General features: G+C 38.4%; 13 protein-coding genes. 6 read left to right on the forward strand and 7 right to left on the reverse strand.

The window, feature by feature from the left end; translation table 11 throughout:
- Positions 1-23 precede the first annotated feature (23 nt).
- The 3 genes from abc-f to Q0371_RS18950 form a co-directional block, all read right to left on the reverse strand.
- A complete protein-coding gene (gene abc-f, locus Q0371_RS18940; protein WP_298474181.1) occupies positions 24-1679 on the reverse strand; it encodes a ribosomal protection-like ABC-F family protein in 1656 nt (551 codons plus the stop codon).
- Between the two features lie 295 nt (positions 1680-1974).
- Positions 1975-3945: a TRAP transporter permease gene (locus Q0371_RS18945; RefSeq protein ID WP_298474184.1), complete on the reverse strand. Its 1971-nt coding sequence runs from the start codon at positions 3943-3945 to the stop codon at positions 1975-1977.
- A 42-nt stretch (positions 3946-3987) separates the two neighbouring features.
- Positions 3988-4986, reverse strand: a complete 999-nt coding sequence (locus Q0371_RS18950; protein ID WP_298474187.1) for a TAXI family TRAP transporter solute-binding subunit — start codon at positions 4984-4986, stop codon at positions 3988-3990.
- A gap of 336 nt (positions 4987-5322) precedes the next feature.
- Here Q0371_RS18950 and dapD point away from each other — a divergent pair, with 336 nt between their 5' ends.
- The 4 genes from dapD to Q0371_RS18970 all read left to right on the forward strand — a co-directional run bounded on the left by dapD (position 5323) and on the right by Q0371_RS18970 (position 8918).
- Positions 5323-6036, forward strand: a complete 714-nt coding sequence (gene dapD, locus Q0371_RS18955; protein WP_298474190.1) for a 2,3,4,5-tetrahydropyridine-2,6-dicarboxylate N-acetyltransferase — start codon at positions 5323-5325, stop codon at positions 6034-6036.
- Positions 6037-6047: 11 nt separating this feature from the next.
- A complete protein-coding gene (locus Q0371_RS18960; RefSeq protein WP_298474193.1) occupies positions 6048-7175 on the forward strand; it encodes an N-acetyldiaminopimelate deacetylase in 1128 nt (375 codons plus the stop codon).
- A gap of 380 nt (positions 7176-7555) precedes the next feature.
- Positions 7556-8365: a class I SAM-dependent methyltransferase gene (locus tag Q0371_RS18965; RefSeq protein ID WP_298474196.1), complete on the forward strand. Its 810-nt coding sequence runs from the start codon at positions 7556-7558 to the stop codon at positions 8363-8365.
- 106 nt (positions 8366-8471) lie between these two features.
- A complete protein-coding gene (locus Q0371_RS18970; RefSeq protein WP_298474200.1) occupies positions 8472-8918 on the forward strand; it encodes a GNAT family N-acetyltransferase in 447 nt (148 codons plus the stop codon).
- Positions 8919-9092: 174 nt separating this feature from the next.
- Here Q0371_RS18970 and asnB read toward each other — a convergent pair whose 3' ends face one another.
- From asnB to Q0371_RS18985, 3 genes are all read right to left on the reverse strand, one after another.
- Positions 9093-10937, reverse strand: coding sequence for an asparagine synthase (glutamine-hydrolyzing) (asnB, locus tag Q0371_RS18975; RefSeq protein ID WP_298474203.1), 1845 nt, complete (start codon positions 10935-10937; stop codon positions 9093-9095).
- A gap of 129 nt (positions 10938-11066) precedes the next feature.
- On the reverse strand, positions 11067-12305 hold the full coding sequence (locus Q0371_RS18980) for an ABC transporter permease (protein ID WP_298474206.1): 1239 nt from the start codon (positions 12303-12305) through the stop codon (positions 11067-11069).
- Positions 12298-13197: an ABC transporter ATP-binding protein gene (locus tag Q0371_RS18985; protein ID WP_298474209.1), complete on the reverse strand. Its 900-nt coding sequence runs from the start codon at positions 13195-13197 to the stop codon at positions 12298-12300. The genes Q0371_RS18980 and Q0371_RS18985 overlap by 8 nt, the downstream gene beginning before the upstream one ends.
- 228 nt (positions 13198-13425) lie before the next feature.
- On the opposite strand from Q0371_RS18985, the gene Q0371_RS18990 reads away from it, so the two are divergent.
- Together Q0371_RS18990 and Q0371_RS18995 are read left to right on the forward strand one after the other, a co-directional pair.
- Complete coding sequence (locus Q0371_RS18990; protein WP_298474212.1) at positions 13426-14742, forward strand: stalk domain-containing protein; 1317 nt, start codon at positions 13426-13428, stop codon at positions 14740-14742.
- Positions 14743-14816: 74 nt separating this feature from the next.
- Positions 14817-15278, forward strand: coding sequence for a GNAT family N-acetyltransferase (locus tag Q0371_RS18995; RefSeq protein WP_298474215.1), 462 nt, complete (start codon positions 14817-14819; stop codon positions 15276-15278).
- A 70-nt stretch (positions 15279-15348) separates the two neighbouring features.
- On the opposite strand, the gene aroD is transcribed toward Q0371_RS18995, so the two are convergent.
- Entirely contained in the window at positions 15349-16101 is a 753-nt protein-coding gene (aroD, locus tag Q0371_RS19000) for a type I 3-dehydroquinate dehydratase (RefSeq protein ID WP_298474218.1), read from the reverse strand.
- Between the last annotated feature and the right edge of the window lie 11 nt (positions 16102-16112).

The following is a 16112-nucleotide window of genomic DNA, read 5'->3' on the forward strand; positions in this document are numbered from 1 at the left end:
GTTACGTCCTATCCTCTTTGTTGTTATTTGGTTTTTAACTGATTAATCTTTTGGGTCAGTAAATTAAATTGCTCATCTAACTCGGCATATTTAGAATCCTTAGGTAGAAGGTAGCTTAATTGACCTAAAATGGCGAGACGTTCTGTTTCTAAAGTAAGGAGAATTTTTTCAACTTCATTTTCCTCTTCTCTATGGTGCCACTCATTGTAAGTCATCTCGACTTTCTGGATTTTCTTATTTTCAAATATAAGTAGCTTGTTGGTTAGCTTTTCTAAAAAATAACGATCATGTGTTACAAGTAAAATAGTACCTGGATAAGTGGAAAGTGTTTTTTCTAGCTGTTCTCGAGACGGTAAATCGAGATGATTTGTAGGTTCATCTAAAATAAGGACATCTTTTTGATCTAACATGAACTCCATTAACTTGAGTTTTACCCTTTCTCCCATACTCATAGTAGAAATGGGACGTAACCAATGGTCCTTTGAAAATCCCAAGTTGGTCATCAAAGTCTGAATGATCCCTCTTGTTTCGAAATCTGTAGTTGCAAAAAAGTCAGAGGGGGTCTGCTCATTCGGAAGGTCGAATACAGTTTGTCGTAAATAGCCGATATTCATCGAATCCGTTTTCCAAAGCTCACCATCAAAGGGTTCCTCTCCTATAAGCATCCGGAAGAAGGTTGTTTTACCACTTCCATTAGATCCTATCATACCAACGCGTTCATTTGATTGAATAGTAAAGGAGGCATTTTGGAAAAGAGTTTTGCCATTAAAGGATTTGCTTAAATTTCTGACTTCTAAGATGCGTTTTCCCTTTTTCTTATTCCCATCAATAGTGAAATTGACTTCCTTTTCCTCTATTGGACGCTCTACTTGATGCTTAGAAAGCTCTAGCTCTAGTCTTTTTTGTTTAGAGCGGATTTGAACATCCTTTTTCTTTGCCTTCATTCGGAAATATTCTTTGTAGCCATCCTTCTTTGTCGAATCAGCATGAGCCTTATTTGTCCATTTTTTTAACTCTGCAATTTGTTTTTCTACGAGTTGTACTTTCGATTGTTGCGCGTTATATTCTCTCTGTTGAGTAAGGTGTATTTCTTCTTTTTTTTTGCGGTAGGTAGAATAGTTTCCTTTGTAAGGAGTTAGTTTTTGATATTCAATTTCCCATATATAATTTGATACTTGGTCTAAAAAGTAACGGTCATGAGAGACTAAAATAATGGTTCCGGGATAGGTAGCTATTTGCTCCGTTAAAAAGGATAGACTGCTTTGGTCTAAATGATTAGTAGGCTCATCAAGTAATAGTAAGTGAGACCTTTCTGCAAAAACTTTAGCTAGTCTTTTTTTCATTTTTTCTCCGCCGCTTAAACTATTATAAGAAAGGGCACGGGGAACAGACCACTTGCTCATATAAGTCCATTCATCCTTCTCCACATCAGTTGAATAGAAATTCTCGTCCTCTTGCTTGCAGTAGCTAATGGTCGGAGGAGCTCCTATCCATTCGATTTGTCCAGAAGAGGGGGGAGCTTCGCCTGAAAGGACGGACAGAAGCGAAGATTTGCCTTCACCATTTCTCCCTACAATACCTATTACAGCACCTAAAGGTATATCTGTTTTTATATCTTTAATAATTTCTTTATGACCATGTGTAATGCTTAGATTTACTATTCTTCCTTGTATTGTCATAACATTTCCTCCCTGTTGGAGAGACTAAAAAAATCCCTCCGATTATAGACGGAAGGATTTTGCTGCCATTTAAATGTACGACAAAAAATAACTACAAAATGTTTGCAGTAATTCATTGATCTGATTTGAAAAATGGGCAGACTCATCCTATTTCCGTTTTAGCTAAAAATATTTTTCTGCGTTAAGCAGCAATATTAAGCGAGAAATAAGATTACAAAATCATAGTCCACCCATCGTCCCTTCGATATTAGTTACTAATTAATATAACATATTCTTCTGAAAATTAAAGGTTTAATTAATACAGTGCTTGACTAGACCTTGGACTTTCCATTTCAAGTTCATCGTCTGTTCTTCTTTTTTGTATGAACCAAATTCCTATGATAAGCACGAGTCCAATCACACTACTTAAAATCTCAGGAACAATAAGCATTAACCCGGCTACAAATAAGACGGATCGCTCCCAATACCTTGAATATCTAATGAAATAGCCAATCATGGAGCTGCTTACCGCAACCATCCCAATTAAAGCACCAGCTAAGGATAGTATCATGCTGATTGGTTCCACATCTACCATTACTAAAATTGGATTATAGATAAAGATAAATGGAACAATAAAGGCCGCAATGGCTAATTTGACTGCGTTCATACCCGTTTTAAATGGATTAGCGCCGGCAATACCTGCCCCTGCATAAGCTGCTAGACAGACAGGCGGAGTGATGTCTGCAACTATTCCATAATAGAATACAAACATATGAGCAGCAATTGGAGCTACTCCAAATTCATTTATTAATACTGGAGCAGCAATAGTAGCAGTAACTACATAGTTTGCTGTAGTAGGTAAACCCATTCCTAATACAATACAAGCTATCATAGTGAATATGAGAGCAAGAATTAGATAACCATTGGATAGGGCTATCACTCCAGCAGCAAATTTGGAGCCAAGGCCAGTCATACTTACAATACCAGCTATAATTCCAGCGGTAGCTACCGCTGCTATAACTGGGAGAGCAACTCTTGTACCTTGCTCTAAAACATTTATAGTCTTTTTAAGGGACATTCTTGTTTCTTTGCGTATTAAGCTCACTAGAAAGGCAGCGACTATTCCAAATAGTGCAGCACGCTGCGGAGTAAATCCGTATATAATGGTTCCTGTAATTACGAAAAGTGGTAAAAGCATATACCAATTCCGTTTCATCGTCTTTGTAAAAGAAGGTAATTGGGACTTAGGTAATCCATGTATCTTTAGTTTTTTTGCTTCAAAATGAGTCCCTATAAAAATACCCGTAAAATAGAGAATGGCTGGTATAATTGCGGCCATCATTATAGTTCCATATGATACCCCTAATATCTCCATCATAATGAACGCGGCTGCGCCCATCATAGGAGGCATAATTTGTCCGCCGGTAGATGCAGCGGCTTCAGTTGCACCAGCAAATTCCGGCTTAAATCCTGCTTTTTTCATCATAGGGATGGTGAAGGAGCCAGTTGCCACCGTATTACCAACGGAGCTTCCTGATATAGTTCCTTGCAGTGCACTAGCTACAACTGCGGTTTTTGCTGTACCACCTGTATATCTTCCTGTTAAGGAAAAGGCTAAATCATTGAAGAATTTCCCTACGTTTGTTTGTACGAGCATTACACCAAAGAATAGGAAGAGGAATATAAACTTTGCTGAAATTTGAACTGGGGTGCCAAAGATTCCACTTTCTTTGTACCAAAGTGCAGTAGCGGTTCGCTCAATCGAAAATCCAGGATGTGAAAGGATTTGAGTAGGGACAAAATTTCCGAAGATAGCATAAAGTATGGCTACTAAAGCCACTATGACGATTGGTAAGCCAACCGTTCTTCTGGTCGCTTCCAGGACGAGAAGAATCCCAAGGATGGAAATAATTACATCAGGTATGCTATATCCGGAAATTCTGCTCTGTAAAATTGAATCAAAAAAGAATATTTTATGATAGGTCACATACATCGCAGTAAAGGCAAGTACAATGTCATACCAGGGGATATTCCTTTGTGTTTTAATTAAACTTCTTTTGAATGGATACAAAAGAAAGATGACTCCGAGAGCAGTTCCTACATGGACAGCCCCTTGTTTTTGGGTGGGCAGAGTTCCAAAGTAGGCAGTATATAGATGGAATACAGTTAAGGCTACACCTAAAAAGGTAACGACCCATGCCCACTTTCCAATATTTGTTCGGAACTGATTTTCTTTATCGTATTTTTCCAATATTTCTTGCGCATTTACAGGTTGCTGATCTTTCATTGCCTCACCTCATCTTTAACTGGATTTATTTATACATCGATTTTATTTTACATCGTCTAAGCTTTTAATATCGGAGCTTTCACGTGTAACAATTTGAATAACCTCTGGATAAATATGACCAATAAAAGCAGCGTTCGGAACCTCATGTCCTTCAAATGCAGCCTCACCATTTACTGCTTGTAATGCTGGCACATGTACAGACATACCTAAATCCATGTTTCCATCTCGAATACTGGATAGATTTTCTACAGATGCTCCAGTTTCTGTATTAGTTAAGTTAAATCCTTCTATATGTTTGTTCCAAATGCTTGCCATCTCTCCACCTAGTGGATAATAAGTGCCGCCTTGGCTTCCGGTGCCTAGTATGAAATCATTTTTTCGATTGCTTTTATCAGCAGTCAGCTCAGCAACCGGATTGTCTACAGTAAGACCCTGTTCCTCATAGTAACGTTTAGCTCCAGGATGAATTGGAAGCCCCTCAGCGCCATTTAGAGCATTTTCTAAAATCATTTGTTTTGCCTGAGCATGTGTATTTTCACTGGCATTTTCGATCATGATCTTAGTTAGCTCATACCCAAGTTCTTCATCAATCGTATCCGTACTTCCCATTAAAATGGCGTACGCTGTAACCGTTTCTACATCGGAATCCAAAAAGTCGTATGTGTCCTTAGGGATAGTGTGACGTCTATAGCCACTATTCTCTTCGATATAGGAAATCGCATCATCAGATAAGCTCATCATTACTACATCTCCGGCAGAATTCTGCAAGCTCTCGATACTAGCGGCAGGGAGGCCAAGAATACCAATAGAAATATCAATGTTCCCATCCTGAACACCATCAGCAGCATCTCCGAATCCTTCCTGATAAGCCTTGTAATCATCCTCTGTAATTCCATATGCATCTAAAATTAGCTTAGAAACAGAGTTAGTTTCACTAGCAGGTGGCCCAATTGCAATATTTGGCTTACCCCCACTACATCCAGCCATAAACAATGCTAAAACTGTGATAAACAAAATAATGCTAAAACTTTTCTTCTTCATTTTCTCTCCCCCCAAAGGATTATTATCATCTCAATGACAGCGTTTTCAAAATTAAAAACAATAATATAATTGTCATTTTAAGTAGATGATTATTAATATTATACTTTTAATCTAAAATTTTACAACTAAATATCAGTATTTTCAGATATTTAAGGTTTGATTACAGATCTATTGCAGGTGCCAGGCACCTGCAATAGATCTGTAATAGTTCGGGGTACGGATGTTTGTTTATATTTATAGATGGAGTTAATTAATTATTTCAAAATGTATTTAAATTCGTGATTTTTAATAAAAATTACTGTACAATAAGCACATATTTGAGGAGGTAATGAGAACATGAAACAGTTAGATGCACATGAGATTATTTCTTACATTCAACACGCAAAGAAATCCACACAAGTGAAGGTATACATAAAGGGAAATGGTATTGACCAACTTTCTTTTGGGGAAAATACAAAAGTTTTTGGACAAGGAAATTCTCTTATTCTATTTGGAGAATGGTCGGAAATTCAACCTGCTTTAGAACAGCATAAGGATCAAATCGAAGATGTAGTAGTAGAAAATGAGAGCAGAAATTCTGCTATTCCACTATTAGATTTAAAAGGGATAAATGCGAGGATTGAACCAGGGGCTGTTATCCGTGATCAAGTGAGCATTGGGGATAATGCGATTATCATGCTTGGTGCAGTGATTAATATCGGAGCTGTTATAGGTAAAGGAACAATGATCGACATGGGAGCAATCCTTGGTGGCCGTGCGACGGTTGGAGACAATTGTCATATCGGAGCTGGAGCAGTGCTTGCAGGTGTTATTGAGCCACCTTCTGCAACTCCAGTAATTATTGAAGACGACGTATTAATCGGTGCGAATGCCGTAGTCCTAGAGGGATGTCGTGTTGGTAAAGGAGCAGTTGTTGCAGCTGGAGCAGTTGTTACGAAAGATGTGCCACCGTATACAGTTGTTGCTGGTACCCCTGCAAAAGTGATTAAGGATATCGATGCACAAACAAAATCTAAAACAGAAATCATGCAAGAACTACGTCAAATTTAAGAAGGTGACATATGAAGGCCTTACTTGATATTCGTCGAGATTTGCATCGTATACCGGAGCTTGGCTTTGAAGAAGTAAAAACGCAGGCATACCTTTTAGAGCAGATAGGTTCCCTTAGGCAGGATCGGTTAACGACTATTACATGGAAAACAGGAATTGTTGTGAAAGTAGAAGGGCTTCAACCAACTCAAACGATTGGCTGGAGAGCTGATATTGATGGTCTGCCAATCACAGAAGCTACAGAGGTTAAATTTTCTTCTGAGCATCCAGGGAAAATGCATGCATGTGGTCATGATATGCATATGACTGTTGCACTTGGCTTGCTAGAAAAAATAGTAGATACACCAATAAACGATCATATGGTGTTCTTGTTTCAGCCAGCAGAGGAAAGCCCAGGTGGTGCTCTTCCGATGCTTAACTGGCTAAGGGAAGAGCATCCTGAGCTAGTTCCTAACAAGATATTTGCTTATCACGTAGCACCGGAGTATCCAGTTGGGACAATCGCTACCCGACCTGGCCTCCTATTTGCGAATACGTCGGAGCTCTACATTGATTTAATAGGGAAGGAAGGGCATGCTGCCTACCCCCATCAAGCAAGGGATATGTCAATCGCAGCAGCAACTCTTTTGCTACAGTTACAATCCATCGTGAGCCGTACAGTTAACCCAATGAAGCCTGCAGTATTAACTATTGGTAAATTTACATCTGGTACTGTACAAAATATTATTTCAGGTCATGCCCGTCTTGAAGGAACGATTCGTACGATGGATGCTACTACGATGGCATTAATAAAAGAAAAGATAGAGGCTTTTTGCCATGCTACTGAAATCGCGTTTGAGTGTGAGGTAAAAATTGATTATGGATCATCCTATTATCAGGTGTATAACGATCATGACATTACCAATGATTTTCTTGCTTTTGCTGAGCAGCATCAAGCAACTAATGCCATTCATTGTGATGCAGCGATGACAGGTGAAGATTTTGGATATTTTTTAAAAGACATACCAGGCATGTTATTCTGGGCGGGTGTCGATTCTCCTTTTGGTCTTCATCATGCAAAGATGAACCCAAGTGAAGAGCTATTAGACTATCTTGTCCCTTTTGTGGATCAGTACCTTAGAACACTTACAAGCAATTAAACAAGAAAAGCGGAACCGCCTATGTCTGCCCCGACAGGCAAGGCGGTGGAGCTAGACATCAAGAAAAGCGGAACCGCCTATCCCTGCCCCGACAGGCAAATGGGAAAATGCGAGGAGGCAGTCCCTCATCCACCGCAAACGCTCTTGTTTGCGACGAGCTTGCGCAGGAGCAGTATTTTCCCATTTGATCCCGAGGGGCAAGGCGCCGAAGCTAGACATCAATCTATCCACAGGTGCAGAATTCTATAATTTTCTAAATAACGTAAAAGACAGAGATACTTACTCTCTGTCCTTTTTTATAAAATTTTGTAGAAACCACTTCTAGCTCTTTGGAACTCTACGAATGTACAAACAAATATATTTAAGAAAGCTGGTATTTTATGAGTAATATTATTAGCTATTACAATCAATTTGACGAGTGGGGGAGACTGGAAAGGGAACCGATTGAATTTCAAGTGAATTGGCACTACATAAGTACGTACCTGCCTCCTAATGGGAACGTCCTTGATAATGGCGCAGGCCCGGGAAAATATGCGATGAAGCTAGCTCTTGAAGGATACAATGTGACTCTAACGGATTTAACTCCCAAATTAGTGGAAATAGCGAGAGAAAAGGCAGAAGAATTTAACCTGAAAGGTCGCTTTACCGATTTCCTAGTGGCGGATGCACGAGACTTATCCAAAATCCAAGATGAGCAATTTGATGCTTCTCTTATGCTTGGCCCCATGTATCATATACAGGGAGAAGCCGATCGTATAAAAGCAATCCAAGAATTACATAGAGTAACTAAAAAAGATGGTCTTGTTTTTGTTGCCTTTATGCCGAGAGTTAAACACTTATTAACCTCTTTGACACACCCTGAGAACTGGAAACCGCATGACCAGATGGACAACATCCTTCAATTCAATCAAACTGGCTGCTTTGATCATCAGGAGACTGGACGTTTTACTGGAGCCTATTATTATAATATCGATGACATACAGCCTTTTATGGAATCGAACGGATTTCAAAGTCTGGAATTGATTGGCTCAAATGTAGCTGCAACATTGAACAAGGCAAGTTGGGACTACTGGAAGGAAAAAGGGGAGCAGGAATACGATAAATTAATAAACCTGCTAATTGAAAAAGCCAGCGACCCTTATATGCTAGGGGTATCATCTCACCTGCTGTACATTGGAACAAAAAAATAGGCTATGTTAAAGGTAATGGTGTTTTTAGTATTTTTTTGAAATGTTACAATTAAACTAACAGTGCATTTAGTTATAACTTAAATATTTATAAATAGGAGTTGTATTAATGCAAATACAAAACGTTTCGGAAGAAGATTATTATAAAGTAATTAATGTTTTGAATGAATGGTGGGGTGGTCGAGAGATGACACATTTGTTGCCTCGCCTGTTTTTCGAGCATTTTCAGTCGACTAGTTTCATAGTTGAAGATAATGAAGTATTATCTGCATTTCTAATTGGATTTGTGTCGCAAACAAATATAAATGAAGCATACATACATTTTGTAGGTGTTAACCCAGAGTTCAGGAAGAACGGTTTAGCAAGAGAGTTATATGAATTATTTTTTGCTAAGGTTCGAAGTTTAGGTTGTAACACTGTCCTTTGCATTACTACACCAGTAAACACGGGTTCTGTCTCTTTTCATAAATCAATGGGTTTTTCCGTATCCTTAAAAACTGATTACGCTGGTGTGGGACAAGACCGCATTTTATTTTCTAAAAATATTACTACTTAAAATTGTCCTTGTTCAATTAATGCGTGCGTTAGGTAAAAACAACTTCAAAGTAAAATGACACTGGAGATACTTTTTTCAGCTCATTTTTTATCGTATTATTAATCAATCTCTACTATAAAAAAATAAATAAAAAGGGTGGACGCGATTGTTAACGTCCACCCCTCTATCAATTTATCATTCAACAAGTTGAACATTATAATCCTTAAACCAAATATGCATTTGAGCCAAATATGCCAACAGCTGAGGACCCGTCATCAATTGACCATACCAAGGAGTTTTAAAAGCTTCTCCATTTGATTCGATTAAAGAGTGAAGGCTGCTTGGTGTAAATAATTCATGTAAAATAGAATTCTTATCTAATAACTGTTCCTTCAGCATAAGCTGTACCTTTGCCGCGTAAATAGGGTTATGTGTTTTTGGATAAGGACTCTTTTTACGATAAAGTACCTCGTTAGGAAGAATTCCCTCTAAAGCTTTGCGAAGTATACCTTTTTCTTGATTTCCAACCATTTTAAAATCCCACGGAATATTCCAGGCGTACTCTACAAGCCGGTGGTCAGCAAAGGGAACGCGAACCTCCAAACTTGCTCCCATGCTCATACGGTCTTTACGGTCTAGCAGAGTGGTCATAAACCAAATCATATTCATATAAAAAAGCTCTCTTCGCTCAGCTTCTAAGCAGGATTCTCCAAATAGCTGAGGCGTTTCAGCTGCACTGACATCATAAGCATTTTGTATATAGTCATCGATGTTCAATTTCTTCTGCCAGCTATCATTTAGCAATGAGTGTCTTTCATGCTTGGAGCGAATCCAAGGAAAGCCTGTTTCTGCATTCCCTATCTTATGGAACCAAGGATAGCCCCCAAAAATTTCATCCGCACATTCTCCTGACAATCCAACGGTGAAATCCTTTTTGATCTCCTTACAAAACCATAAAAGAGAGGAATCGATATCTGCCATTCCAGGTAAATCGCGAACATGGACTGCCTCCGTTAAGAATTGGGCTAAATCATCCTGTGTAATAACAGAAAAGTGGTGGGTAGTATTAAGAGTGCTGGAGACCTTTTGGATGAAAGGAAAATCCTCGCTCGGCTGAAATTCATTTCCCTTGAAATGTACGTTATTGTTTTCATAATCGATGGAATAAGTATGAAGAGCAGGCTTTCCGTCTCTTTTATAAGCATTCGCCGCCACAGCCGAAATAGCACTTGAGTCTATTCCTCCTGAAAGGAATGTACATAAAGGTACATCGGAAACGAGCTGTCTTTCTACTGCATCTGTAAATAAGAATCTTACATTCTCCACCGTGTCCTCTAAGCTATCGGTATGCTCCTTACTTTCCACATTCCAATATCTCCAGATACGTAGACCATTCTTAGAAAAGATTAAGGCATGTGCGGGACGAAGCTCCATTATCCCTTTATAAACACCAAAGCCAGGGGTACGAGAAGGACCCAGCCCAATAATTTCTGATAAACCAACACGATCTATTTCCGTCGGGACATCTGGATGTGCAAGCAATGATTTTAATTCAGATCCGAAGAGTAACCCTTCATTTCTTTCTGTATAAAACAAAGGCTTTACCCCTAAGCGGTCTCTTGCCATAAAAACCTTTTGTTCTTCTTCGTCCCAAATCGCAAATGCAAAAATCCCATTGAAATAATCAATACACTGTTCCTTCCACTCGATATAAGAGGTTAATAATACCTCTGTATCGGAGTGGCCAGAGAATGAATGTCCTCGACTTAATAATTCTTTTCGAAGCTCCTCTGTATTGTATAGCTCACCATTATAGCAAAGTGTGTAGTTCCTAGATTGATAGCTTTTGCTCATGGGCTGCTTACCACCAATAGGGTCAACCACTGTTAATCTTCGGTGACCAAACGCAGCATGTGCTGTACTCCATACGTTATGGTCATCTGGTCCTCGTTTTTTTAAACACTCTGCCATTTTCTCGACAATAGGGGAATAGCCCCTTAAATCTTTTTTAAAATCAATCCATCCCGTTATTCCACACATATAATTCGCATCCCTTCTTTCACCCCCATAGTATATGCAAAAAAGTACTGTAAAAGTGACGAGAGAAATACACTCCAAATAGTAAAAAGTACCGCGAACATGTAAGGTTCGCGATACTTTCATTTAGTATTAGGTTGTTACCTTCAACATCGTTTTAATCTTTTGAATCATACCACCAGTACTATACGTAAGAACGCTTCGTTTATAGAAGGAAAGACTAATGACGAATGCGATAATAGAAGTAATAACGAGTATGCCTAAAGCTAACATTGGCTCGAATGCCCCAATGTCTGTTGCACCAATACGTAGTGGCATTACCATCCCGGATGTAAATGGAATATATGAAAATACCTTTACTAGCATAGTGTCTGGACTTTGTGCTCCAAAGATTAACACGTAGAATCCGATGATTCCGATGATCGTCATTGGCATAACAGCCTGGCCCGCTTCCTCCACTTTAGAAACCAGTGAGCCTAATAATGCACCAATGATTAGATTTAATATTATTGTCAGTATTAAAAAGGCAAAAGCATACCCAATGTAAGAGTAGGAAAGCTCCTCAATCATAGGCTGTAGGCTATCCATTTTGGAGCCACCATCAACTGTCATGAAGATGACTGCTAAAACTAGGATCAAAGCTGCAATTTGAGTAATCGCCAAGAGAAATGTCCCAGTCAATTTAGCGATTAAATGAGTAGATGGTTTAACGCTTGCAAGTAGCACTTCTAAAACACGAGAACCCTTTTCAGAAGCTACATCTGTGGTAATCATAGATAAAAATGAAATTAAGAATCCATAAATTAAAGAACCGACAAGCATAGAAGCGACGATTCCTATCGCCTTCTCATCCTCACTCTTACCACCAACCGAGGCTTCATCTAAATTTTTCATAGTGATGACTGTCTCAGATTGCAGGATTTTATCAGCTTCCTCAGCTGATAAATCTAACTGTTGTACCTCATACAATTTCCCTGCATATTGAAGGGTTGAAGATAAGCTAAGCTGATCATTAAATGTGAGTGGTTCATACGTAGCAATCTCAGCGCTTAGAGAATTCCCTTCATCTTTTATAAAAATAGCAGCCGCATAGTCTCCATCAATTACTTCCATTTCTACTTCATTATTAGCTTCCGTAGGAAAGGTGAAGGCTAAATCACTATTCGATTGGAATAAAGCATCAATATCGGCATCTGTTTCATTTATCACAGCAATTTCCAGTGCTTCACTTTCAAAGAAAGCGGCCTTTATATCTGACCAAAACATCACGATAGAAATTACACCGACATAGATAGCAAGCATGACAATAAATGACTTTGCCTTTATCTTTTCGGTATATAGCTGTTTTACAAGCAACCAGAATTTAGACATTCTTGCCACCTACCTTATCCTTGAAGATTTCATCTAATGACAAGTAATCCAGGCTAAATTTTTCGATATATTTACCATCAAAAATGGAGTCGAAAATCGCTTGAGCATATTTTTCGTCTGCTAGTGTAAGTACATACTGGTCTTTGCCAACATGGACATGCTTAACGCCTTCCATACTTTCCAGCTTATTCTTAGGTATATCTGTTCGAATGGTTAGTCTTGTCTTCCCGTACTGCTTCTTCAAGTCTAGTAAGCTACCAGCAAACAAAGAGACGCCTCTTTTTAATAGGCATAGATGGTCACAAAGCTCTTCTACATTTTCCATTTGATGACTAGAAAATAAAATGGTTGTGCCTTTGTCTTTTAGCTCTAAAATAGCTCCCTTTAACAAGTCTTTATTAACTGGATCCAAGCCACTAAAAGGTTCATCTAGAATGAGAAAAGCAGGCTGGTGTATGAAGCTTGCGATTAATTGAACCTTTTGCTGATTACCCTTTGATAAAGTTTCGGCTTTTGCTTTTCTTTTATCCTCTAATTCAAAACGATCAATCCAATAATCGACTTCTTTTTTTAGTTCCTTTCGGGATTTACCACGAAGCTCACCAAAGAAGTAAAGCTGATCCTCTACTTTCATTGCAGGAAAAATCCCTCTTTCCTCGGGTAAATAGCCAAGAAGGTCTCGGTTAATATTGTTGATATTCGTACCATCCCATGTAATGGTTCCTTCTGTAGTTTCCTGTAAATCTAGTATCATACGAAAAGTTGTTGTTTTACCTGCACCATTTTGACCGATTAAGCCAAAGATTTCACCTTTTTCGATGGTGAAGGAAAGATGGTCTACTGCAGTGAAATCATGGTAACGCTTGGTTACTTCATTGATTACTAATGCCATACATATGCTCCATTCCTAAGTATTTTTACATAATACTTTATACGTGCTATTACCCTAAACGTTTCAAAAAATTGTGAAACGTTTAGTATAGCCTTCCGTCTAATACATTGATAACAACAAAGGGGACGGTAAAAAATGAAAAAATTACGCTATCTTTATTTAAGCTTTATAGCCATTTGTCTTCTTCTCGCACCTACATTTGTGTTAGCAAAGGAGGAGGAGGATTCCATGAAGTCTAAATTAGAGAGGTTTACCGGAGTGGTTAAAGAAATTACTCATAAAGCTGACAGTGTCATACTTACGGTAGAAACAGAGGAAAAAGAACCAATTGTCACTATTTTTACTATTTCAGATGAGACACTTTTATTTAACAGCGGTACCACGAAGGAATTTAAACAAAAGGATTTTGCTAAAGGACAACGAATAGAAGCCTATTATGACAAAACACAGCCTAGGATTATGATTTATCCTGCCCAAATCACTCCTGAGCTAATAATTGCGCATGATTCCAAAAATGTAGGCTTTGCTAAAGTGGGAATTTTTAAAGATCAGTTAACAAGTGAAGACAATCAGCTGAAGCTTAACATTACTAAGGACACGCTTGTGGTTAATAAGCATGGAGAGAGTATTATACAAAAGAATTTTGCAGGTCATGAGCTAATTGTTTTTTACAAATCCACAACTAGAAGTATTCCTGCACAAGCAATACCATCCAAAGTAGTGGTCTTGGATGATGAAGAGCAGAATGCCAGCAACTTTATCAAGTTTACAGGAACCGTTAAGGAAGTTACTAAAGATAATAAAGAAGTGACCTTGACTGTAGAGTCAGACGATGACGAGAAATTGGTATCTATGTTTGTATTGAACAAAGATGTTATAGCGCTTAACGATGCTTCAACCAAAGAAGTATCGATTGACTCGTTTCAAAAGGGAACTAAAGTGGATGCTTATTATGATAAAAATAAACCCATGATTTTAATCTATCCACCAAGAATCACGCCAGATATAATTGTTGCTCATGAAAAAAAGGGTAGCTTAGTAAAGGTGTCAAAATTCAATGAGGATTTTGTGAGCTTAGACAGAGAGCTTCATCTTCAAATCACCGATCAAACCAAATTAATGGACGAAAAGGGTAAGAAAATTAAACAAAAGGATTTAAAGGGTAAGGAGTTAATCGTATTCTATAGCGCTCCTAAGGGAGAACAGAAGTTTATAACTCCTTCTAAAATTATCACAATAGACTATGTTGAACCTGCTTTAAAGGAGCTCAATCTTCTAATAGAAGATAACCATTTTATCCACAATGGGGTTAAAATGATTCCTTTACGCCAAGTGGCTCAATACTTAGGATATGAGGTCATATCCCATCCAAAACGAAATAGTATGTACTTAAAGCTTGGTAACGGTTCTTTTACCATAACACGTGGTGAGCTGAAATATGGATATAATAAAAGTATAAGGGAATTCCAAGAGGCTCCTGTTTTGCACAACAAGCAAACCTATGTGTCTGAGGATATTTTAGAGTTATTGATACCTGAGTCGTGAACAAAAGCCATCCCTGCTTTTAGAGAGGGATGGCTTTTGTTTAGATAAAAATATAGAGGATGGAGAAAAAGTAAATGAATATACATAAAATAGATAGCAATTATCCAATGGAATTATTGCTATTAGCTGATCCCTCAGAGGAATTGGTGGAAGCCTATTTAGACAGAGGGCAATGTTATATAGCGAAAGATAGCGACGAAACAATTGGAGTTTATGTATTGCTATCCGTGGATGACGACACTATAGAGCTCAAAAACATAGCTGTGCATGAGCGATATCAAGGAAGAGGTCTAGGAAAAAAATTGGTACTTCATGCAATTGAAAGATCCATGGAGCTTGGATATAAAATAATAGAGGTAGGTACGGGAAACTCTAGTTTAAACCAGCTTGCGCTCTATCAAAAGTGTGGTTTCCGAATCGTATCTGTGGATAGAGACTTCTTCACTAATCATTATTCGGAAGAAATTGTGGAAAACGGAATTCCGTGTGTGGATATGATACGACTAGAAAAAAGATTATCCACAGGAGGACTATAGAGCATTAGAGTTTATATCAACACTCTGGATTTCAAACGGGAGTCATCGTCCCGTTTGAAATCGCATAAAGCTATGCGTTATGTAGAAGCTTTAAGATTTTCTTTAACTCGGCAGCTTTAATTTGTCCGGGAGCGGAAGCAGAGAGAACGGAACCAAATGTAGCGGCTGAACCAAAAATCTCTCCAGCCATACGGCTAACGATACCTGCCTTAGCCATAGACATCGTAATAATTGGACGGTCTGCATATGTAGAATACATTGTGTAGGTAGCATCCAAAAGGGTAAGAACGTCTGGAGGGCTACTAGGCATCACAGCTATTTTGGGGATATCTGCCCCTAGCTTTTGCATAGTTGTCATTCGTTCTATTATGACTTCTTTGGGAGGTGTCCCTTTAAAATCATGGCTTGACATTACCACAGAAATTTGAAAATCCTTAGCTAAAGCTACTAATTCCTCTACATCCTCCGAAAAAAGCTCTATATCCACTAAATCTATTTCTTTTGTTTGGATGACTTCACGCAAAAGCTGCTTATAATAGGTGCTCTCTATAACAGTAGAACCGCCCTCCTTATGACTTCTAAAGGTAAATAGAAGAGGAATTGGATACAAAAAATTGCGTATATAGGAAAGGGTATCCTTGACCACTTCTAGGTTTTCCACTCCTTGCAACAAATCTACTCGCCACTCCACTATATCTGGAGCGCTTTCTTTAACTAGTGGTAGCTCATTTAAAAGGAAGTCTTTATCTTTTCCTATTAATGGAACAATGACCTTAGGAAGTCCTTCTCCAATGTGAATATCCCGAATAGAAATAATTTTCATAAATATCTCCC

Source organism: uncultured Psychrobacillus sp., from assembly GCF_938022135.1.
Lineage (GTDB): Bacteria > Bacillota > Bacilli > Bacillales_A > Planococcaceae > Psychrobacillus.